At 67.4% G+C, this 22,139-nt stretch carries 18 protein-coding genes; 12 read left to right on the top strand and 6 right to left on the bottom strand.

Annotated features, from left to right (window positions below; all coding sequences use genetic code 11):
- Positions 1-7: 7 nt before the first annotated feature.
- From RD110_RS02245 to RD110_RS02235, 3 genes are read right to left on the bottom strand one after another with little or no spacing between them, the layout of a single operon-like run.
- Positions 8-940: a UbiA family prenyltransferase gene (locus RD110_RS02245; protein ID WP_076196297.1), complete on the bottom strand. Its 933-nt coding sequence runs from the start codon at positions 938-940 to the stop codon at positions 8-10.
- Between the two features lie 60 nt (positions 941-1,000).
- Entirely contained in the window at positions 1,001-1,915 is a 915-nt protein-coding gene (locus RD110_RS02240) for a Dyp-type peroxidase (RefSeq protein WP_157900347.1), read from the bottom strand.
- A 40-nt stretch (positions 1,916-1,955) separates the two neighbouring features.
- Entirely contained in the window at positions 1,956-2,918 is a 963-nt protein-coding gene (locus RD110_RS02235; protein WP_076196293.1) for a hydrogen peroxide-inducible genes activator, read from the bottom strand.
- Between the two features lie 116 nt (positions 2,919-3,034).
- Here RD110_RS02235 and RD110_RS02230 point away from each other — a divergent pair, with 116 nt between their 5' ends.
- Together RD110_RS02230 and RD110_RS02225 are read left to right on the top strand one after the other, a co-directional pair.
- A complete protein-coding gene (locus RD110_RS02230; protein WP_083686064.1) occupies positions 3,035-4,573 on the top strand; it encodes a methyl-accepting chemotaxis protein in 1,539 nt (512 codons plus the stop codon).
- 117 nt (positions 4,574-4,690) lie between these two features.
- Positions 4,691-6,391, top strand: coding sequence for an acid phosphatase (locus RD110_RS02225; RefSeq protein WP_076196289.1), 1,701 nt, complete (start codon positions 4,691-4,693; stop codon positions 6,389-6,391).
- A gap of 131 nt (positions 6,392-6,522) precedes the next feature.
- Here the strand turns inward: RD110_RS02225 and RD110_RS28785 are convergent, their stop codons facing one another.
- Together RD110_RS28785 and recG are read right to left on the bottom strand one after the other, a co-directional pair.
- On the bottom strand, positions 6,523-6,654 hold the full coding sequence (locus RD110_RS28785) for a hypothetical protein (RefSeq protein WP_275425860.1): 132 nt from the start codon (positions 6,652-6,654) through the stop codon (positions 6,523-6,525).
- A gap of 66 nt (positions 6,655-6,720) precedes the next feature.
- On the bottom strand, positions 6,721-8,913 hold the full coding sequence (gene recG, locus RD110_RS02215) for an ATP-dependent DNA helicase RecG (protein WP_239467152.1): 2,193 nt from the start codon (positions 8,911-8,913) through the stop codon (positions 6,721-6,723).
- Between the two features lie 203 nt (positions 8,914-9,116).
- Between recG and RD110_RS02210 the strand changes: the two genes are divergently transcribed.
- From RD110_RS02210 to RD110_RS02165, 10 genes are all read left to right on the top strand, one after another.
- Entirely contained in the window at positions 9,117-10,355 is a 1,239-nt protein-coding gene (locus tag RD110_RS02210; RefSeq protein ID WP_076196284.1) for an HD-GYP domain-containing protein, read from the top strand.
- Between the two features lie 43 nt (positions 10,356-10,398).
- Positions 10,399-11,478 carry a tRNA preQ1(34) S-adenosylmethionine ribosyltransferase-isomerase QueA gene (gene queA / locus RD110_RS02205; RefSeq protein WP_076196282.1) on the top strand — a complete coding sequence of 360 codons (1,080 nt, stop codon included), beginning with the start codon at positions 10,399-10,401 and terminating at the stop codon, positions 11,476-11,478.
- 34 nt (positions 11,479-11,512) lie between these two features.
- Positions 11,513-12,685, top strand: coding sequence for a tRNA guanosine(34) transglycosylase Tgt (gene tgt / locus RD110_RS02200; protein WP_076196270.1), 1,173 nt, complete (start codon positions 11,513-11,515; stop codon positions 12,683-12,685).
- A 160-nt stretch (positions 12,686-12,845) separates the two neighbouring features.
- A complete protein-coding gene (locus RD110_RS02195; RefSeq protein ID WP_076196268.1) occupies positions 12,846-14,078 on the top strand; it encodes a phosphatase PAP2 family protein in 1,233 nt (410 codons plus the stop codon).
- Positions 14,079-14,208: 130 nt separating this feature from the next.
- Entirely contained in the window at positions 14,209-15,723 is a 1,515-nt protein-coding gene (locus tag RD110_RS02190; RefSeq protein ID WP_076196266.1) for an amidohydrolase family protein, read from the top strand.
- Positions 15,724-15,857: 134 nt separating this feature from the next.
- Positions 15,858-16,958 (top strand): ABC transporter substrate-binding protein, encoded by a 1,101-nt coding sequence (locus RD110_RS02185; RefSeq protein ID WP_076196264.1) that lies wholly within the window; start codon positions 15,858-15,860, stop codon positions 16,956-16,958.
- A gap of 20 nt (positions 16,959-16,978) precedes the next feature.
- Positions 16,979-17,827, top strand: a complete 849-nt coding sequence (locus RD110_RS02180; protein ID WP_083686063.1) for an ABC transporter permease — start codon at positions 16,979-16,981, stop codon at positions 17,825-17,827.
- Positions 17,824-18,633 (top strand): ABC transporter permease, encoded by an 810-nt coding sequence (locus RD110_RS02175; protein ID WP_076196262.1) that lies wholly within the window; start codon positions 17,824-17,826, stop codon positions 18,631-18,633. The genes RD110_RS02180 and RD110_RS02175 overlap by 4 nt, the downstream gene beginning before the upstream one ends.
- Complete coding sequence (locus RD110_RS02170) at positions 18,630-19,493, top strand: ABC transporter ATP-binding protein (protein ID WP_076196260.1); 864 nt, start codon at positions 18,630-18,632, stop codon at positions 19,491-19,493. Before RD110_RS02175 ends, RD110_RS02170 begins: the two co-directional genes overlap by 4 nt.
- A 23-nt stretch (positions 19,494-19,516) precedes the next feature.
- Positions 19,517-20,905, top strand: a complete 1,389-nt coding sequence (locus tag RD110_RS02165; protein ID WP_076196258.1) for an LLM class flavin-dependent oxidoreductase — start codon at positions 19,517-19,519, stop codon at positions 20,903-20,905.
- 121 nt (positions 20,906-21,026) lie between these two features.
- Here the strand turns inward: RD110_RS02165 and RD110_RS02160 are convergent, their stop codons facing one another.
- The gene (locus tag RD110_RS02160; RefSeq protein ID WP_076196256.1) at positions 21,027-22,079 is read right to left on the bottom strand and encodes a double zinc ribbon domain-containing protein; all 1,053 of its coding nucleotides are present in this window, start codon (positions 22,077-22,079) and stop codon (positions 21,027-21,029) included.
- Positions 22,080-22,139: the final 60 nt, after the last annotated feature.

The raw sequence follows: 22,139 nt of genomic DNA, 5'->3' as shown, positions 1-22,139 counted from the left end.
CGGTTTTTCAGTTCAGCAAATAAGCGCCCACCACACCGGCGAACACCGCGAAGCCGACCCAGTGGTTCAGCCGGAAGGCCTTGAAGCAGCCCTCGCGCGTGCGATCGCGGATCATCGTGAAGTGCCACGCCGCCTGCGCCGCGGCGGCGGCAATGCCGAGGTAGAACACCGGGCCGGGCACCAGGTGCCGCAGGCCCAGCACCCAGACCCCCAGGAAGACGGCGTAACTCAGCATGACGACAGCCACGTCCCAACGCCCGAGCGTGATGGCCGAGGTCTTCATGCCGATCTTGAGGTCGTCGTCGCGGTCGACCATGGCGTATTCGGTGTCGTAGGCCAGCACCCAGAACAGGTTGCCCAGCAGCAGCAGCCAGGCCAGCGGCGGCACGCTCGCCCACCAGGCGGCCAGGCTGAAGCCGCGCCAGGCGCCGGCATCGAATACCGACCAGGCGGGTCCGCCGTGCACCGCGGCGAACGCCATCGGCACGCCGAAACTGAAGGCCACGCCGAGCACAGCCTGCGGCATCGAGACGAAACGCTTGGCGTACGGATAGACCAGCGCCACGGCCAGCGCCGGCACCGACCACACGACGGTGGCGACATTGGTGGTCAGCACCAGCGCGAACGCGGCCAATGCCAGCACCGCGCCGAGCCACAGCGCCTCGCGCACCGAGACGCGGCCGCTGGTCACCGGGCGCTGGGCCGTGCGCTTGACGTGGCGGTCGAAATCGCGGTCGGCCACGTCGTTGACGCAGCAGCCGGCGCTGCGCATGAGGATGGTGCCGAGCACGAACACCGCCAGCAGGTGCCAACCCGGAAAGCCGCCGGCCGCCACCCACAGCGCGGAAAGCGAAGGCCACAGCAGCAGCAGCCAGCCGGCGGGCCGGTCCCAGCGGATCAGCTGCAGATAGAGCTGGAATTTGGAAGGTGCAGGATTCATCGTCAAATCAGCGTCTGACGCAGTGATTATCTGCGCCAACTGCTCTTCTTTTTGTAGCTATCAGGCCGGAGGCAGGCCGAGCTGGCGCAGGTCGAGCCGGCCGTCCAGCACCGGCGGGCACCACAGGTAGGCGCCGGAGACGGGTTTGGAGAAGCCGAACAGCGCGTCCGTCTCGCCGTCGTCGTAGCCGGCCATGCGCCGCATCTGCGCCTCGAAGGCCGCATGCGAATGGCCGAAGGCCACGAACAGCAGCCCGAACTTGTTGGCCAGCGCCCAGGGCATGGAGCGGCGCAGCACGAAGGCCTCGGGGTCGAAGCTTTCCTGCGCCGTGCGCTTGACGTGGGCGGTGATGGGCGCGTCCTCGATTTCCTCGTTGTCGAGGATGCGGCGGCCCATCACATGGTCGCGCACGTCGGCCGTCATGTCCTCGAAGGCGTCGAGGTCGTGCACCCACTGCTGCACGGCCACGTAGCTGCTCTGGTCCAGCCCCGCGCCCTGCCCGCTTACCAGCGCCGCGGCAATCGCGGCCTCGCCTTCGGGGTTCTCGGTGCCGTCTTCATAACCGCTGAGGTCGCGGCCGTGCGCGGCCGTGGGCTCGCCATGGCGGAAGGCTTCGACCAGCCGGTCGAGGTGGAACGCGGGCGCGAGGGTCCGCTCGAGCTTGCGCGTGCGCAGCACGAGTTCGCCACGGTCGCTGCCGCGCAACCAGCACCACAACGCGGTGGGTGTGCTCGGCACCTGCACGCCGTGGTCGGACAGGACCGGCATCTCGGCCAGCCCCGGCACCGAGGCGCCCAAGGCCTTGACCAGCAGCGGGCCGACGCCGACGACAGTGCTTTCGCCATCGGTCAGCTCGGCGAGCCGGCCCATGGCCTGGACCAGCGCCGCGCGGTCGACATCGGCGCCAAGCGAAAAGAACACATACCGCGCCACCGGCGGAATCGGCGCCATCACGCCGGGCTGGACGAACTTCAACGTGGTTTCCATTTTTTCTCGGGATCGCAGGACAAGGGATTCAGGACAATCTTTTCACACCCGGCAGCTCGCAGGCATAGATGGCGTTGCGCAGGGCGGCGATGGCCTCGTAGCGCGTGAAGCTGCGGCGCCAAGCCAGCACCACGCGGCGCGTGGGCGGATCGCCGTCGAACGGCAGGTAGCGCACGTAGGCGTCCTCGTCGCGCTTGCGCTTGTTGCGCACGCCGTCGGCGCTGAGCGCGTCGCGCGGCACGCTCAGCCGCGGCACGAGGGTGACGCCCATGCCGGCGGCGACCATGTGCTTGATGGTTTCCAGCGAAGAGCCTTCGAAGCTCTTGCGGATGCCTTCGGCGTCGCTGGAGAAACGTGCGAATTCGGGGCATACCTCGAGCACGTGGTCGCGGAAGCAGTGGCCGCTGCCCAGCAGCAGCATGGTTTCGCGCTTGAGCAGCTCGGCGTTCACCGTTTCCTGCTTGGCCAGTGCATGCGCGGCCGGCACCACGGCCAGGAAGGGCTCGTCATAGAGCGCGGCGATGGCCAGGCCGGTGTCCGGGAAGGGCTCGGCCATGATGGCGCAGTCGATCTCGCCGGTGCGCAGCATCTCCAGCAGCTTGACGGTGAAGTTCTCTTGCAGCATCAGCGGCATCTGCGGCGTGTGGGCGATGGTCTGCTTCACCAGGTCGGGCAGCAGGTAGGGCGCGATGGTGTAGATCACGCCCAGGCGCAGCGGGCCGGCCAGCGGGTCCTTGCCGCGCTTGGCGATTTCCTTGATGTTGGCCGCCTGCTCCAGCACGCTTTGCGCCTGGCGCACGATTTCCTCGCCCAGCGGCGTCACGGTGACCTCGTTGGCGCTGCGCTCGAACAGCTTGACGTCGAGTTCCTCCTCGAGCTTCTTGATCGCCACCGACAGCGTGGGCTGCGACACGTAGCAGGCGTCGGCGGCCTTGCCGAAGTGTTTCTCACGGGCCACGGCGACGATGTACTTGAGTTCGGTCAGGGTCATGGCTATGCATTGTCCACCACGCCCTCCCGGAAGGTCCATCGCCGCAAAGCGGAGGCAGGCACAAAGCACATCTTGTTACAGTCCAGGCCACGATAAACAATTTGAGGAGACAGTTGATGAGGTTTTTTCCGGCAACGGTCAGCGGGCGGCTGGCGTGGGGTTTCGCAGCGATGCTGCTGTTCATGGCGCTGAACATCGGCGTGGCCTGGGTACAGCTCGAACGCCTGGGTGCCACTTCGGAGCACCTGACCGACCAGCTCGCCACGCATGAACGCGAGGCCCGGCAATGGCAGGCGCTGCTCGGGCGCGAGGCGCTGACGGCCAACGGCATGCTGGTGACCAGCGACCCCGGCAAACTCAAGCCGCTGACCGACGCGCTGAAGGCCGACGGCGCACGCATCACGGCGCTGTACACCGCCTACACGCAAGGCACGGACGAGGCCGACGCGCGCGCCAGCATGACCAACGCCCACAAGCGCTACACCGCGGCCATGGCCGATTTCATGCAGGCGCTGGATTCGGGATCGAGCGACTTCATGCGCTCGGAGTTCTACGACAAGCTGCTGCCCTCGGTGCTCGAATACCAGGGACTGCTGGAAAAGCTGGCTCAGCGCCAGCAGGCGCAGATGGACCTGGGCCGGGCCGACGCCAAGACCCAGCGCATCAACGGTATCCGGGTGATGCTGCTGGTCGGGCTGGTGGCCTGCGCCGTCGGCAGCCTGCTGGCCTGGCGTCTGGCCGGCGGCATCCGCCGTTCGCTGGCGGACGCGGTGCGGGTGGCGCATGCGGTGGCCGAAGGCGACCTGTCCACCCAGGCCGCTGTGGCGGGCCAGGGCAGCGAACTGCAATTGCTGTCGTCGGCGCAGGAGCGCATGGGCACGCGGCTGCGCACCACGCTGGCCAGCATCCAGGCATCGGCCGACGCGGTGCAGCTCGGCGCGCGCGAAATCGCCACCGGCAACCAGAACCTGAGCAACCGCACCGAGCAGCAGGCCGCGACACTGGAGGAAACCTCGGCGGCCATGGAGCAGATGGCCCAGGTGGTGCACGACAACGCCCACACCGCCACCGAGGCCTCGCGGCTGGCCGAATCGGCGAGCGAGAACGCCGTGCGCCGCAGCGCGCAGATGGCCGAGCTGGTGGGCAGCATGAAGGAGATGGCGGCCGGCAGCGGCAAGATCGCCGAAATCACCGCCGTCATCGACAGCATCGCCTTCCAGACCAACATCCTGGCGCTGAACGCGGCGGTGGAAGCCGCGCGCGCCGGCGAGCAGGGCCGCGGCTTCGCGGTGGTGGCCAGCGAAGTGCGCAGCCTGGCCCAGCGCAGCGGCACGGCGGCGCAGGAAATCCGCGGCCTGATCGCCGACAGCGTGCAGCGCGTGGACGCCGGCGCCGGCCTGGCCTCGGCCGCGGGGCAGTCCATCGGCGAACTGGTCGAAGGCGTGCAGGCCGTGGCTTCCATGCTGCAGCAGGTGGCCGCCTCCACCGGCCGGCAGAGCCAGGAGCTCGACCTGATCAACCAGGCCGTGGCCTCGCTGGATCGCATGACCCAGCAGAACGCCGCCATGGTGGAGGAAAGCGCCGCCGCCGCCAGCAGCCTGCGCGACGAGGCCGACCGGCTGAAGGAATCCGTGGCCGTGTTCCGCTTCGCCTGAATCGCCCAACGGCCCGGAACACATCTTTACAAGGCGGAGGTTGTCATTTGACATCTTCGCTGGCTAGCATGCGCGGGCATTTCCACCCCAGATCAAACACAAAAAGGAATAGGCACCATGAGCGAACGCAAGCACTTCACGGACATCCCGTCCATTGACGCAACCCCGGAACAAACCACCGGGCCGGAACTGAACCGCCGCCATTTCCTGGGCGGCATGGCCACGGTCGGCGTCGGCGCGTCGCTCGCCGCCTGCGCCACCGACGGCACGCGTGGCGCCAGCGCCATGGGCGGCGGCGTACTCGACGATGCACTACGCAAGAACGTCAAGACCGTGGTCGTCATCTACGGCGAGAACCGCAGCTTCAACAACCTGTTTGCCGATTTCCCCGGCCTGGAGAAGCCGCTGTCATCGCTCAAGCCGGGCGATTTCGCGCAACGCGACCGCGACGGCAAGCTCCTGGGCAAGCTGCCGCCGACCTGGGGCGGCGTGGTCCAGGTCGGCAACCAGATCGTCGAAGGCGTGGGCTACGAGGTCGGCAAGCAGTACCAGGTCGACCTGCCCAACGCACCCTATGCCATGAAGGGCCCGCAGGGCGAGGCGCTGCCGCTGGGCCTGGTGACGCGTGACCTCGTGCACGCGTTCTATCACAACCAGATGCAGATCAACGGTGGCAAGAACGACGGCTTCTGCGCCTGGACGGACGCCGGCGGCATCACCATGGGCTACTACGCCGACACCCGCTTCAACCTGCGCCTGTGGGACATCGCCCGCGAGTTCGTGCTGTGCGACAACTTCTTCCAGGGTGCCTTCGGCGGCTCGTTCCTGAACCACCAGTACCTGGTGACCGGCACCGTGCCGTTCTACCCGAACGTGATGAATTCGCCGGCCCGCACCCAGGTCGCCAAGCTGCAGAGCAACGACCCGACCGACTACCGCCTGGCGCCCGCCGAAGGCAGCCCGGCGAGCTGCATGGACGGCCCGCCCAAGTTCAGCCCGAACGCGCTCACGCCCGACGGCTACGCCGTCAACACCATGATGCCGCCGTACTGGCCCACTACCACCCGCGACCCCGCCAACCCCGCCTATGCCGCGCCCAACCAGCCCCAGGTGCTGGTGCCGCAGGTGCACCAGCACATCGGCGACAAGCTGGACCAGAAAGGCGTCGACTGGGCCTGGTACGGCGGCGCCTGGCAGGCCACGCTGGACCAGTACAAGGACTCGAACGGCATCCCCAAGATCCCGAACTTCCAGTACCACCACCAGCCGTTCAACTACTTCAAGAACCTCGGCCCCGAGAACCCGGCCGCCCGCGCCAAACGCCTGCGCGACGGCGGCCTGGGCGACGAGAGCCGCACCAACCGCTTCTTCGCCGACATCGAAGCCGGCAAGCTGCCGCCGGTGACCTTCTACAAACCCCAGGGCAACCTGAACATGCACGCCGGTTACGCCGACGTGACCTCCGGCGACCGCCACATCGCCCACGCCATCAAGCTGCTGCGCGCCAGCCCGCAGTGGGAGAACATGGTGGTCGTCGTCACCGTGGACGAGAACGGCGGCTGGTGGGACCACGTGGCGCCGCCCAAGGGCGACCGCTGGGGCCCCGGCACACGCCTGCCGGCGCTGGTGATATCGCCCTTCGCGCGCAGGGGCACGGTGGACCACACCATCTACGACACCGGCTCGATCCTGCGGCTGATCACCCGCGTGTTCGGGCTGGAAAAGCTCGATGGGTTGAAGGAACGGGATGAGGCGATGCAGGCCAGGGGGCAGCAGCCGATGGGGGATCTGACGAACGCGCTGCAGTTTGCGGCGTAAGGCTTCATCAGGCGTCCAGAATTCGAGACACACGGAGCCTCCGTCCGGGCCGAGCCTGACGAAGCGCCTGGCGACGGCAAGCAGGCACTTCGACAAGCTCAGTGCGAACGGTCGAGGTTATCTCGAGGTGCTCAGTCCGGAATCACCGCCCCCACCACCGCGCCGGTCGCCTTGACACCCGTCTTCACCACCACGGCGGTGGTGGTGACCACGGCATCGGCCACCGCCACCACGGCGCAGCCCGTGCAGGTCCAGAGCACCATCACCACCAATCCCCAACACCGCAGCAGGCGGCCGTTGCATCGCCCCATAGACACCACTCTTTCGATTCAAGCCTTCAGGTATTCTGCCTTGCCGCCGAGCCAGCGGGCCACGTGCAGCTCGGCCAGGCGCGGATGACGCGCCAGCATGGCGGGCGCGATGTCGCGGGCCCAGGCGAGCAGATCGGTATCCGTGGCGAGGTCGGCGAAGCGCAGCAGCGGCGCACCCGACTGGCGCGCGCCGAGGAATTCGCCGGGGCCGCGAATTTCCAGGTCGCGCCGGGCGATCTCGAAACCGTCGTTGGTCTCGGCCATGGCTTTCAGGCGGGCACGCGCGACCTGGCCCAGGCGCGGGGCGTCGCCGGTCGAGTACAGCAGCACGCAGGCCGAGGCCGCAGCGCCACGCCCGACACGGCCGCGCAACTGGTGCAGCTGGCTCAGGCCGAAACGTTCGGCGTGTTCGATGACCATCAGGCTGGCGTTGGGCACGTCCACGCCGACCTCGATCACCGTGGTGCTGACCAGCACGGCCATCACGCCCTCGGTGAAGAACTGCATCACCGCTTTCTTCTCGGCCACGGGCATGCGCGAATGCAGCAGGCCGACCATCACACCTGGAAGCGCTGCGCTGAGGGTTTCATGGGTTTCGGTGGCGTTGCGCAGATCGAGCGCCTCGCTCTCCTCGATCAGCGGGCAGACCCAGTAGACCTGGCGGCCCTGGTCGAGCTGGGCGCGGATGCGGTCGATGACCTCGTCGCGGCGCTGGTCGTGGATGACCTTGGTGACGATCGGCGTGCGGCCCGGCGGCAGCTCATCGATGGTGGACACGTCGAGGTCGGCGTAATAACTCATGGCCAACGTGCGCGGGATCGGCGTGGCGGTCATCATCAACAGGTGCGGCTCGAAACCCGACGACCCCCACGCTCCGCCGCTGCGCGGGTCGCTGCCCCCCGAGGGGGCGCGTTCCAGCTTGAGGCGGCCCGGCGCTGGAACCTCGTCGTCGACCAGTCCACTGCTGTGCATCTTGTCGCGCAGCGCGAGCCGCTGGGCCACGCCGAAGCGGTGCTGCTCGTCGATCAGCGCCAGCGCCAGCCGGCGGAACACCACGCGCTGCTGGATCACCGCATGGGTGCCGACCACCAGGGCGGCCTCGCCGCTGGCGATCAGGGCCAGCATGCTGTCGCGCTCCTTCTTCTTCTGGCTGCCGGTGAGCCAGGCCACCTTCAGGCCGCGCGGCGCAAGCAGCGGCTCGAGCCAGCCCACGAGCTTGCGGAAATGCTGGTCGGCCAGGATCTCGGTGGGCGCCATGAGTGCGCACTGCCAGCCGGCGTCGATGCAGATGGCCGCGGCGAGGGCCGCCACCACGGTCTTGCCGGCGCCCACATCGCCCTGCAGCAGCCGGTTCATCGGCACCGGCCGGGCCAGGTCTTCCGCGATCTCGGTGCCGACGCGGCGCTGCGCGGCGGTGAGCGCGAACGGCAGCACGGCCAGCAGTTGTTCGTGCAGCGAGAGGCCGGCCTGTCCCTTGCCGGGCCGCGGGGCGACCAGCGGTGGCGCCCGCAGCCGGTCACGTTCGCGCTTGGCGAACAGCTGCGACAACTGCTGGGCCAGCAGTTCCTCGGCTTTCAGCCGCTGCCAGGCCGGGTGGCTGCGGTCTTCCAACGCGGCCAGTGACACATCGGGCGTCGGGTGATGCAAAAAAAGGAGCGCATCACGCAGACTCCATATGCTCGGATGACCATTTTTACCTGAAATTTCCGGCCCGTAACCAGGCAGGTCCGGCGGCAAGGTTTCACTGAAGTCCGCGCGGCCCAGCCCGCCTTGCACGGCGCGGCGCAGATAGGCCTGCGGCAGGCCGGCAACCGTCGGGTAGACCGGCGTCAACGCATCGGGCAACTCGCCACCGGCCGGCTGGAACTGCGGGTGCAGCATCTGCCGGCCGAGGAAGCCGCCACGGATCTCGCCGCGCACCCGCACGCGCGCACCGACCGCCAGCGCCTTCTGGTGCGAGGGGTAGAAGGTGAAGAAGCGCAGCGTGCAGGTGTCGGAGCCGTCGTCCACCGTCACCAACAGTTGACGCCGCGGCCGGAGGCTAATTTCCGTGGCCGTGACCTCGGCCTCGATCTGCACGGTTTCGCCCTCCCGTGCGTCGGCCAAGCGCCGGATGCGGGTCTCGTCCTCGTAGCGCAGCGGCAGGTGCAATGCGAGATCGATGGGACGCCTGAGGCCGAGCTTCTGCAGGGCCTTCTGGGCGGGGGACATCGGTCGTGCAGCGGGGGCGCGGGTGGGCGCTGCACGCGGCACGGCCTGCGGGTTTTCGGGCATCGCAGGATTCTGCCCTCTCGCCGGCCTGGCCGGGCCGGATGCGCTTCCTGGTCATCCGACACAGAAAAATACATTTTCACGCGGTCCAAGCGGCGGCATACTTGCAATCAGTTTTATCAGTTTTGAGGGTTAGACGGTCAATGCTCAAACGCATCCGCACCCAGCAACTCGTGCTGGGCATGCATCTCAGCGAATTCTGCGGTTCGTGGATGGAGCATCCTTTCTGGCGCACCAAATTCGTGCTGACCGACCCCGCGGACATCGACCGCATCCTCGCCAGCAGCATTCAGGAGGTGTGGATCGACGCCAGCAAGGGCCTGGACGTGCCACCCGACGCACCGGTGATCCTGGAGGCCAGTTCGGCCGACGCCATCGACCAGGTGATGCAGGCCAGCGCCACCGGCCAGCGCGACACGGCCGAAGTCGCCACCGCCGTCGAACTGGAGCGCGCCGCGCGCATCTGCGCCAAATCACGCCAGGCGGTGACCGCCATGTTCAAGGAAGCCCGGCTCGGCCAGGCGGTGGACACGGCCGTGGCCCTGCACGTGGTGCAGGAGATCACCGACTCCGTGGCCCGCAACGGCGAGGCGCTGATCGGCCTGGCCCGCATCAAGACAATCGACGACTACACCTACATGCATTCGGTAGCGGTGTGCGCGCTGATGGTGGCCCTGGCGCGCCGGCTGGGCCTAGACGAGGCGCAAACGCGCTCGGCCGGCCTGGCCGGGCTGCTGCACGACCTGGGCAAGGCGGCCATGCCGCTTTCGGTGCTGAACAAGCCCGGCAAGCTCACCGACGAGGAATTCACGCTCATCAAGAGCCATCCGGCCAAAGGCCACGCCATGCTGCTGGCCAGCAACAACACCGACGAGACGGCACTGGACGTGTGCCTGCACCACCACGAAAAGACCGATGGCACGGGCTACCCCGAAGGCCTGCGCGGCGACGAGATCAGCCTGTTCGCGCGCATGGGCGCAGTCTGCGACGTGTACGACGCCATCACCTCCAACCGACCGTACAAGTCCGGCTGGGACCCGGCCGAATCACTGCGCAAGATGGCCGGCTGGGCCGAGGGCCACTTCGACCCCAAGGTCTTCCAGGCCTTCGTGAAAAGCCTGGGCATCTACCCGGTCGGTTCGCTGGTGCGGCTCGGTTCCGGCCGCATCGCGGTGGTGATGGAGCAAGGCAGCGGCTCGCTGCTGCTGCCGCGGGTCAAGGTGTTCTTTTCCATCAAGAAGGACGAACGCATTGCGCCGGAACTGGTGGACCTTTCCGCACCCGGCTGCAGCGAGAAGATCGTCGGCCGCGAGGACCCGGCCTACTGGCGCTTCCAGGACCTGAACCAGCTCTGGTCGGGACGGCCCGGGCAGCCGTGGTAAGTTCCGGGCTTTTCGCGGGCCTGTCCAGCCCTGCGCCCTCGCCATGTCCACGCGTCCATTCACCCTCAGCGATTTCGATTTCATCCTGCCCGAGGCGCTGATTGCCCAGCACCCCGCCACCGAGCGCAGCGCTTCGCGCCTGCTCGACGGCACGGCGGCCCATCCCGTCGACCGCGTCTTCCGAGATTTGCCCGGTCTGCTGCGCGCAGGCGACCTGCTGGTGTTCAACGACACCAAGGTGGTGAAGGCCCGGCTGTTCGGCGAAAAAGCCAGCGGCGGCAAGGTCGAGTTACTGGTCGAACGCGTGTTGACCGGCAACCAGGTGGCCGCCCACATGCGCGTGAGCAAGAAGCCCGAGCCCGGTGCGACCATCTCGCTGGCCGGCAAGGACGAAGAAAGCGGCTTCCGCGCCACGCTGCTCGGCCGCTGGCCCGATGCCGACGGCACCCTGTTCCGCTTCGTGTTGTCCAACGACGCCGGCGACGACCCCTACACCCTGATGGAGCGCCACGGCCATGTGCCGCTGCCGCCCTACATCACCCACACCGATTCGGCCGAGGATGCCGAGCGTTACCAGACCGTGTTCGCGCGGGCGCCCGGTGCGGTGGCCGCGCCCACGGCGGCGCTGCATTTCGACGCGGCGGTGCTGGCCGGGCTCGACGCCCGCGGCGTGCAACGCGCCAGCGTGACCCTGCATGTGGGCGCCGGCACCTTCCAGCCGGTGAAAACCGAGAACATCGCCGAGCACCAGATGCACAGCGAGTGGTACGAAGTGCCTGCCGCCACGCAGCAGGCCATCGCCGAATGCCGCGCGCGTGGCGGCCGCGTGGTGGCCGTGGGCACGACCAGCGTGCGTACGCTCGAGTCCTGGGCCGCATCGGGCCTGGCCAGCGGCGACACCCGCATCTTCATCACGCCGGGATTCGACTTCCAGGTGGTGGACGTGCTGATCACCAACTTCCACCTGCCCAAAAGCACGCTGATGATGCTGGTGAGCGCCTTTGCGGGCTACGAACCCATCATGGCGCTGTACCGGCATGCGATCGCCCAGCAGTACCGGTTCTTCAGTTATGGGGATGCGATGCTGCTGGAGCGCAAAAGCGTGGATGGCGCCGCCGCCTGAAACGGCCGCCCCCGGATCATCGACAATCCGGGGCATGCTCCAGTTCGAACTTCTCACCACCGACCCGACCTCCCACGCGCGCCGCGGCACGCTCACGCTGAACCATGGCGTGGTGCAGACGCCGATCTTCATGCCGGTGGGCACCTATGGCACCGTCAAGGGCGTGATGCCGCGCAGCCTGGAGGAGATGGGCGCGCAGATCATCCTCGGCAACACCTTCCACCTGTGGATGCGGCCCGGCCGCGAGGTGATGCAGAGCTTCGGCGGGCTGCACGGCTTCGAGAAGTGGAACAAGCCCATCCTCACCGATTCGGGCGGCTTCCAGGTGTGGAGCCTGGGCGCGATGCGCAAGATCACCGAGGAAGGCGTGCACTTTGCCTCGCCGGTGAACGGCGACAAGCTGTTCATGTCGCCCGAGGTCAGCATGCAGATCCAGACCGGGCTGAATTCCGACATCGTCATGCAGCTCGACGAATGCACGCCCTACGAGACCAAGGGCCACCTCACCACCGAGGCCGAGGCGCGCAAGTCGATGGAGATGAGCCTGCGCTGGGCCCAGCGCTCCAAGGATGAGTTCGCGCGGCTCGAAAACCCGAACGCGCTGTTCGGCATCGTGCAGGGTGGGATGTTCAAGCACCTGCGCCAGGAATCATTGGAGGCGCTGGTGGCGATGGACTTCCCCGGCTACGCCGTGGGCGGCGTGAGCGTGGGCGAGCCCAAGGACGAGATGCTCGACATCATGGCCCACACGCCGCATCGCCTGCCGGCCCACAAGCCGCGCTACCTGATGGGCGTGGGCACGCCGGAAGACCTGGTGCAGGGCGTGGCCGATGGCGTGGACATGTTCGACTGCGTGATGCCCACGCGCAATGCGCGCAATGGCACCATCTTCACGCGCTACGGCGACCTGAAGCTGCGCAACGCGCGCCACAAGACCGACCACCAGCCGCTGGACGCCACCTGCACCTGCCACGCCTGTGCCGGAACTTCGGGCGTCAGCTGGGCCGACGGCGGCCGCGAAGGCTTCAGCCGCGCCTACCTGCACCACCTGGACCGCTGCGGCGAAATGCTCGGCCCGATGCTCACCACTGTGCACAACCTGCACTACTACCTGAACCTGATGCGCGAGGTGCGCGAGGCGCTGGACGCGGGCACGTTCGCGGCGTTCCGGGCGCAGTTCAAGGCCGATCGCGCGCGCGGGGTGTAACCCTCATGTTGGCCTGCATGCGCCGGTCAACGCACCGTATCCACAACGTCATGAAGCCTTCACGCGACACGGCGAGAATCTTCGGCCAAGCCGGTGCCTCACCGCGGCTCATCCAAGCCAGAGCAGCCATGAAACATCTTCCGCTACCGTCGCGCACCCCATGGAATCACTGAACCTGTCGTTGTTCGGCCTCATGGCAGCGGGCTTCGACGCCGATCCGTTCTGGCTCGCGGCGGCAACGACGGTCGCAGAAAAATCGGGCTGGCTGTGCGTGGCCGTGTTCGCCTGGGCCGGCTGGCGCGCGCCCGCAGAACGCTGGCGCATCCTGTTCATCCTGCTGGCTGCGGGCGTGGCCTCGGTGCTGGCGCGCAAGCTCGCGCAATCCATCGGTCTGCCGCGGCCTTTCATGCTCGGGCTGAGTCCGGACCACATCGAACACGGCGCGCGAGGGGCATTGCCGAGCACCCATGCCACGGTGATGTTCACCATGGCGTTCATGTTCCTGCAGCGACCGCTGCTGCGACCCACGGGCTGGCTGCTGTTCGGCGTGGCTTTGGCGACTTCCTGGGCGCGCATCTACGTCGGCGTGCATTTCCCGCGCGACATCCTCGCCGGCCTGGTGTTGGGTGCGCTGCTGGCGCTGGGCTTCGACGCCGCGCTGGGTGCAATGCGGCGCAGGCTGCCCGCGTTCGAGCTGCTGGCCTTCCTCCGGCCGCTTGGGGCCCGGCTCTCGGCCGTGGTCTGTGGCGACCGCTTCAGCCTGTATTTCGTGCTGCTGTTCACCGCCGCCGCCTTCGGCATCGGACTGCAGGCGCCCGACGTCTTTCCGTTGACTTTCTTCCAGGAAGGCGGGGCGGTGGCAAACGGCACGCTGTTCTTCTACGCTGCCGCCCTGTTGATGGTGGCCACGCTGCGCCTGCCTTTCGTCCGTCATGCCGACAAGCTCGCCACGGTGATCGTCCTGCTGGCCTGCACCGCCCGGGAAGCCGGCCTGCCCGCGCCGGACATCGGCATGCGCCTGCTGCGCGCAGGTTTCGGCGACGGCGATGCATCGGCGCCGAAGGTCCTGATCGTCGCCACGCTGGCCGTGGTCGTGGTGGCGGCGGCGTGGCTGGCGCGGCGCTACCGGCAAGGCAGGCGATTCGCCCTGGCCCGGCAACAGTGGCGCACCGCGGCTTTCACGGTGTTGATGGCCACGCTGGTCGCGGTCTTCACAGCCGCGCTCGATAGCCTGCCGGAAATGGCGGCCAGCTTCGCGGGCACCTCGCAGGCTGGCCTGGGCCGCTCCTTGGTGGCACTGGAGGAACTGCTGGAGCTTGCCTTGCCGATGCTGCTGATGCTGGCACTGTTCCAGGCGGGGCGCGGGCAGCGCGGGCCCGCTTCGCGCCGTTGAACCAGCGCCGGCCTTTGCCGCCGGCATTTGCTCGAATTCCGTCTTAACAAGCACGGAATCCTTCGTTGGCCCGCAGGCCATCGGCTCCTACATTGAAAGGCCGATCAGCTTTCGAACCCACGGAGATTCCATGAACGACCGCCTGCGCACCGCCCAAGTTTCCCGCTCCCAAGCCGTCAAGGCACGGCTCGACCATCCGGTGATCGACACCGATGTCCACGTCAACGACTTCGCGCCAGCGATCGAAGACTACGTGCACCAATACGGCGGCAGCGCGCTGGTGGAGGCGCTGCGCAAGGCGCTCGGCGGGCGCTTCGCCACCAAGAGCGCCGCCGGCAAGGACTGGTACCAGCAGACGGCCGAAGAGCGCCAATACAACCGCACGTTGCGCGCACCCTGGTGGGCCCGCGTGACGCGCAACACGCTGGACCTGGCCACCTACACCCTGCCCGACCTGCTGGCCGAGCGGCTGGCCGAACAAGGTGCCGACTACTCGGTGCTGTTCCCGAACGACGTGCTCTCGCCCGCCGCCGCCGGCAGCGAATTCCGCCAGCCGCTGCACCGCGCGATTAACCACTTTCACGCCGACCTGTACCGCAAACACGCGCACCGCCTCACGCCCGTGGCCGGCATCCCGATGCACACGCCGAAGGAAGCCATCGAGGAGTTGGAGTTCGCGGTGAACACGCTGGGCCTGAAGGTCATCAACATCCCCGGCGGCGTGCGCCGGCCGATCCGCGCGGTGGCCGACAAATACCCGAAGGCCGAGCATCCCGAAGTCGCCCAACACGCCACCTACACCGATTTCTTCGGCATCGACAGCGAACACGACTACGACCCGTTCTGGGCCAAGGTGGTTGAGCTCGGCGTGCCGGTGACCACGCACTACGGCAGCCAGGGCTGGACCGGCCGCCAGTCGATCAGCAACTACATGTTCAACCACGTCGGCCACTTCGCCGACGGCTCGCAGGCCTTCGCCAAGGCGCTGTTCTTCGGCGGCGTGACCAGACGCTTCCCGGGCCTGCGCGTGGGCTTGCTCGAAGGCGGCGCCGACTGGGGCTCCCACGTCTACACCCACTTGGTGGACCGCTGGGAAAAGCGCAACCGCCACGCGGTGCAGAACTACAACCCCGCGCATGCCGACATCGAGCTGCTGGCTTCGCTGTTCGAGCGTTACGGCCAGGACCTGACCAAGGGCAAACCGGTCAACCGCGAGACGCTGCTGCGCGACAGCCTGGGCATCTCGGCCCTGCCGCACAGCCGCGACCCGGTAGGCGACGAACTCGATGACTTCAAGGCCGCCGGCATCGAGAAGGTGGAAGACATCCGCGACCGCTGGGTGAACAACTTCTTCTTCGGCTCCGAAGCCGACGACCGCACCGTGGCGGCCGCCTTCAACCACAAGGTGAACCCGCTGGGCGTGAAGATCAACGCGATCTGGTCTTCCGACATCGGCCACTGGGACGTGCCCGACCTCACCGAACCGCTGGCCGAAAGCTGGGACCTGGTGGAGCAAGGCGTGATCACCGCCAGCGACTTCAAGGCCTTCACCTTCGGCAATCCGTACAAGTTCTACACCGAGGCGAATCCGCGCTTCTTCGAGGGCACGGACATCGCCGACAAGGTGAAGAACCGCGCCGCTTAAGGCCACCCCATCCCGTTCGTACTGAGCCTGTCGAAGTACAGCCGGTTACCCAGAAAAAGTGCTTCGACAGGCTCAGCACGAACGGGGATCAAAGACCGCCCGATGGCAACCGCACATCCCTGAAAGATTTTTCCATGTCCAAACCCTTCTCCAGACTCCGCCGCATCACCCTGGCCGCGGCCACCCTTGCGCTCTCCTTCGCCTCCTTCTCCGCATCCGCCGCCCCCCAGGTCATCCGCATCGGCGTGGCCACGGCCGGCGGCGGCGAACCCGTCACCTGGGGCGGCTCGCCCGGCGGCGTGGTGCGCGTCAACCAGTGGCTGGAAAAGGAATTCAAGGCCTCCGGCGTCCAGGTCGAATGGCTGTTCTTCAAGGGCGCCGGCCCGGCCGTCAACGAGGCGCTGTCGAACAAGCAGATCGACTTCGCCTACCAGGGCGACCTGCCGCAGGTGATCGGCCGCGCCAACGGCCTGAAGACCAAGCTGCTGCTGGTCAGCGGCGCGCGCAACAACCTCTACGTGGCCACGCCGCCGCAGTCCGAGATCCGTGGCATCAAGGACCTGAAGGACAAGACGGTTTCGATTTTCCGCGGCACCAACGGCCACCTGGTGGCGATCAACGTGCTGGCCGCCAACGGCCTGGCCGAGCGCGACCTGAAGACCGTGAACCTGGACGCGGGCAGCGCGCAGGCCGCACTGGTGTCGAACGGCGTGGACGCGGTGTTCGGCGGATTCGAACTGTTCAAGGTGCGCGACCAGGGCCTGGCCAAGGTGGTCTATTCCACCCAGGGCCAGGATCCGGCCTTCACGCGCCAGGCGGCGCTGCTTGTGCGTGAAGATTTCGAAAAGGAGAACAAGGCCGAGGTCCAGCGGGTGGTGGACGTGTTCGTGCGCGCGGCCGACTGGTCGTCCGACGAGAAGAACCGTGCCGAGCTGTTCCGGCTCTGGGCGCTGAGCGGCACGCCGCTGGCTTCCTGGGAGGCCGAATTCGACAAGCAGGAGCTGGCCCAGCGCAACTCGCCAATACCCGACGACTTCATCGTTGCCCGTTACAAGGCGGTGGTGGACGACGCGGTGAAACTCAAGCTGATCCGCCGCGCGGTGCCGGTGGACGGCTGGTTCGATACCAGTTACCTGAAGGCCTCGCTCAAGAAGTTCGGACTGGAACAGCGCTGGGCCGAATACGACGCCCGAGGCCGCGCCAAAGCGGGCGGCGCGTCTGTCGCATCGCGCTGAGAGACCGAAGGAGCGATGCGATGACGCAGACCGCCACCACCTTGCCGGGGCCGGCACCCGAAGACACCGCCACCTCGGCCCCAGCCAGCGCCGTGTGGCACAGGCTGGGGCGTTGGGCAGAACCCCTGTGGTTGCCACTGGTCTTGCTCGCGCTGTGGGCCCTGGGCGCGGCGCAGGGCTGGATCTCGGCCCAGGTGCTGCCGCCGCCCGAATTCGTCGTCGACACGCTGCGCGACCTCGCCACCAGCGGTGATCTGTGGCTGCATGTGTCGGCCAGCCTGCAGCGTGTGCTGGTGGGCTTCGTGGCAGGCAGCCTGATCGGCCTGGCGCTCGGCACGGCCATGGGCCTGTCGCGCAGCGTGGAAGCCTATGTGCTGCCGACCTTCAACGCGCTGGTGCAGATCCCGGTGCTGGCCTGGCTGCCCTTCGTGCTGTTGCTGGTGGGCATCGGCGAGCCGCTCAAATACATCCTCATCGCCAAGGCGGCCATGGTGCCGGTCGCGCTCAACACCCTGCAGGGCTTCCGGCAGGCGCCAGCGGGGCTGCGCGAGGTGGGCGAGGTCTACGGCTACACCCGGCGCCAGCAGGTGCTGGAAATCGTGCTGCCGACCGCCGTGCCGACGCTGTTCACCGGCATCCGGCTCGGCTTCACCAAGGCCTGGCTGTCGCTGGTGGTGGTGGAACTGGTGGCGTCCAGCGAAGGCCTGGGCTACCTGATCGTCTATGGGCGCCAGTTGTTCCAGCTTGACCTGGTGATGGCCGCGGTGATCGTGGTCGGCGCCATCGGCTTCGCCATCGACAGGGCGCTCGACTTCACCGAGCGCCGCTTCGTCGGCGGCCGCGCCGCCACGCCACAGGGAGCCGCATGATGGGCCGATCGCTCGACGCTGCCGAACTCGCCACCGTTGCGCCGCTGGCCCTGCCGGGCAGCCGCCGATGGCGCGGCCTGGTGCTGCCGGTGGCTGCCGTCGCGCTGTGGTGGCTGGCCTCGAAACTGGACCTGGTGAACTCGGCCTTGCTGGTCTCGCCGCTGAAGGTGCTGGACACGGGGTGGGAGCTGGTCAGCACGGGCCGGCTCTGGCTCGCGCTGCGGGCCAGCCTGGCCCGCGAACTCACCGGCTTCTTCATCGGCACGGCCTCGGGCTTGCTGCTCGGCGCCTTGCTCGGCCTGTGGCCGCGCTTCAACCGCATGGTCGGCCCGAGCTTCAACACCTTCAAGCAGATCTCGCTGTTCGCCTGGATTCCACTGATCTCGGTGTGGTTCGGCCTCGGCGACGTGGCCAAGGTGGTATTTCTGTCGTTGGCCGCGCTGGTGCCCGTGGTGGTCAACACCACGGCAGGCATCCGCGGCACGCCGGAAAGCCTGCTCGAGGTGGCACGGGTCTATGGCTACACGCGCTGGCAGACCGTGACGCGGGTGGTGCTGCCATCGGCCATCCCGTCGATCTTCACCGGCGTGTACCTCGCACTCATCTATTCCTGGCTGGCCACCATCGGCGCCGAATACCTGCTGGTGTCGGGCCGCGGCGTGGGCAACCTGCTGATCGAAGGCAGCGAACACTTCCAGATGGACCTGGTGATCTTCGGCATGGCCGTGATCGGCGTGGTGGGCTGGCTGATGAACGCATCGGCGCGCGCTCTGGAGCGGCGCATTTTCAAAGGAAGAACGACATGACGGCAGAAACCCTGGTGGCCAACGAGCTCGACATCCGAGGCGTCGGCAAACGCTACGCCAGCACCCAGGCCGCAGGCGGCACGCTGCAGGTGCTGCAGAACATCGACCTGCACATCCCGAGCGGCCAGTTCGTGAGCATCGTGGGCGCGAGCGGCTGCGGCAAATCCACGCTGCTGCGGCTCATCCTCGGGCTCGACGCCGAATACGAGGGCCAGATCCTGCTGGACGGCGCCCCCATCACCGGCACCGGCCGCGAACGCGGCATCGTGTTCCAGGACCACCGGCTGTTCCCCTGGCTCACGGTGGCGCAGAACATCGCGGTCGGCCTGCGCAACGCGCCGTTCACAGAAGGCCAGAAACGCCAACTGGTGGCCGAGCACGTGGCCCTGGTGGGCCTGGAAGGGTTCGAACGTTCGTATCCGCACCAGATCTCCGGCGGCATGGCGCAGCGCGTGGCCATTGCGCGCGGCCTGGTGAACCGGCCGCGCGTGCTGCTGCTCGACGAACCCTTCGGCGCCCTGGACGCACTCACGCGATCGAAGCTGCAGGGCGAGCTGCAACGCATCTGGCAGAAGGAAAAGATCACCATGCTGCTGGTCACCCACGACGTGGAGGAAGCCGTGTTCCTTGGCGACCAGGTGGTGGTCATGCAGCCGCACCCGGGCCGCATCCGTCGCACGGTGCGGGTGGACCTGCCGCATCCACGCAACCGCAGCGACCCGGCCTTCATCCGCTTGCGCGACGACGTGCTGAGCGACTTCCTCGACCCCAAGGAGCGCGGTCCGAGCGAGGTGTTTCCGGCTGCCACGCCCCCCGCCATCTTTCCCGTGCCGGGCCGGCCGTTGCAACTGGCCTGGTAAACGACCCTCAACCGAGACCACACATGCCCAAGACCCAACGCCAGATCAAGCTCGGCGCCTTTCTCATGCCCACCGGCCACCACATCGCCGCCTGGCGCCACCCGGGCGCGCAGGCCGACGCGGGCAGCAACTTCCGCCACTACGTGGAACTCGCCAGGAAGGCCGAGGCCGCGAAGTTCGACGCCATCTTCCTCGCCGACTCGGTGGGCGTGCGCAGCAGCCAGCTCGATTCGCTGTCGCGCACCGCGCGTAGCGACAACTTCGAACCCCTGACCCTGCTGTCTGCGCTGGCCGCGGTGACCGAGCGCATCGGCCTGATCGCCACCGTCTCCACCAGTTACAACGAGCCCTACCACGTGGCGCGCAAGTTCGCCTCGCTTGACCAGATCAGCGGCGGGCGCTCGGGCTGGAACCTGGTCACCTCCAGCGGCGTGGGCGAGGCCACGAACTTCAACCGCGAGGAGCACTTCGAACACGCCGAGCGCTACCGCCGCGCGGCCGAGTTCGTTGAGGTGGTCACCGGCCTGTGGAACAGTTGGGAGGACGACGCCTTCGTGCGCGACCAGGCCAGCGGCACCTACTTCGACGAGGACAAGCTGCACGTGCTGCACCACAAGGGCGACCACTTCCAGGTGCGCGGCCCGCTCAACGTGTCGCGTTCACCGCAGGGCTGGCCGGTGGTGGTGCAGGCCGGCGCCTCGGACGACGGCCGCGCGCTCGCGGCCCGTACGGCCGAAGTCATCTTCGTCGCGCACCAGACCTTCGAGGAAGCCAAGACTTTCTATGCCGACATCAAGGGCCGGCTGCCGCAGTACGGCCGGCACGCCGACGACGTGAAGATCATGCCCGGCATCTTTCCGGTGGTGGGCCGCACACAGGCCGAGGCGGAAGACAAGTTCGCGCAGTTGCAGGATCTGATCGACCCGGTGGTCGGCGTGTCGCTGCTGGCCAATGTGATCGGCGGCTTCGACCTGTCGAAATACCCGGTGGACGGCCCGCTGCCCGAACTGCCCGAAACCAACGGCCCGAAGAGCCGGCAACGCCTGCTGCTCGACCTGGCGCGGCGCGACGGCCTGACCATCCGCCAGCTCTACCTGCGCATCGCTGGCGCGCGTGGCCACCAGCAGGTGGTGGGCACGCCGGAGACGATTGCCGACCAGCTGCAGCAGTGGTTCGACGAGGGCGGGGCCGATGGCTTCAACATCATGAGTCCGTGGCTGCCAGGCGGGTTGGACGACTTCATCACGCTGGTGCTGCCCGAGCTGCGCCGGCGCGGCCTGGTGCGTACCGAATACGAGGGGACCACGCTGCGCGAACACCTGGGGTTGAAGCGGCCGGTGCATCCGGCAGCGGCGGCAAGGGCCTTTTCTCCACCCGTTCGTGCTGAGCCTGTCGAAGCCGCGCATCCATAGACAAGCCCTTCGACAGGCTCAGGGCGAACGGGGTTGAGTGACCGTTCGTACCGAGAACGGCGTTGAACGACCGTTCGTGCTGAGCTTGTCGAAGCACATTCGATCACTCCAGAGCACCGCCTCATACCCCCGGCAAGGGTCGAGCCGCCCTCGTGCCGCAAGCGTGGCAGAACTTGGCGAATGCGCTCTTGCGCGTGCCGCATTGCACGCAGCCGGCATGCAGGCCGATGCCGCAATGCGGACAGAAGTCGTTGGCCGGATCCTTCAAGTCCACCGCGCGCTCACACCCAGGGCAAACGCCCTTGGCGAGCCGGCCCAGCGCCACGTCGTAGTCCAATTCCTCGCGCCGCACCACGTCCGGCAGCGCCTCGGCCTGCTTCTGCCGCTCGAGGTAACGATTCAGCCCGACGATGGCCTGCCGGCCGACGAGCACGGTGATGACGATGCCGACGATGTAGCGCACGTAGCCGCCGTAGCTCGGCAGATAGGGCACGAGTTCCACGAAGAACGCGAACAGCGCGAAGTAAATGAAGCCCCACACGAAGGGCCAGGCCGTGCTCTTGCGTTTCTTCACGAACAGCCAGCCGGCGATGGCCAACAGCGGCAAGGTCAACAGCAGGCGATAACCGAAGACCCTCAATTCCTGCTTGCGCAAAGCCTGGCTCAGCCCCTGCTGACCGGCCTCCTCGACCTTGGCCAATTGGTCGCGCGTGCGCTGCAAGTTCTGCCGCGTATCGAGATCTTTCTGGTCCAACTCTTCCACCACGGCCTGGGCCTTGCGCTCACGCGCGCGTAGGGCCTCGAGAGCCTGTGTGCGTTTCACCAGTTCCTGGTCCTGCTCGGGGCGTTCAGTCGCGCGGCGCGTGGTGACCCATTGGTCGAAGGTCTCGCGCGCGGCGCTGGAGTCTGATTCGGCCACCTGCAGCTTCAGGCGCGCCTGCTCGAGCGCGTCCTGCACTTCCTTCTCGGTCTTCTCCCCGGCCTGGATGGCCGTGCGCGCCTGCTGCGCTGCAGACTTGTCGACGAAGTCTTCGAGCGTGAGTGTGTTCTCGACCTGCGGCAGGTCACCCACCACGGTGCTGCCCAGGCCGATGAGGAAACTTGCGAACACCAGCGCCACCAGCCACAGGCCGCGGCGGAACCATTTCTCGGACAGTCGGAGTGATTTGCTCATGATGAACCCTTGTTGTGGCTTGTGGCAGCGCTTATAACGTATGCACGCCGGACGCCGCCG

The organism is Rhodoferax koreense (genome assembly GCF_001955695.1).
GTDB lineage: Bacteria > Pseudomonadota > Gammaproteobacteria > Burkholderiales > Burkholderiaceae_C > Rhodoferax_B > Rhodoferax_B koreensis.
The sequence above is the reverse complement of the archived record's forward strand: the minus strand, read 5'-3'. Positions and strand labels throughout refer to the sequence as shown.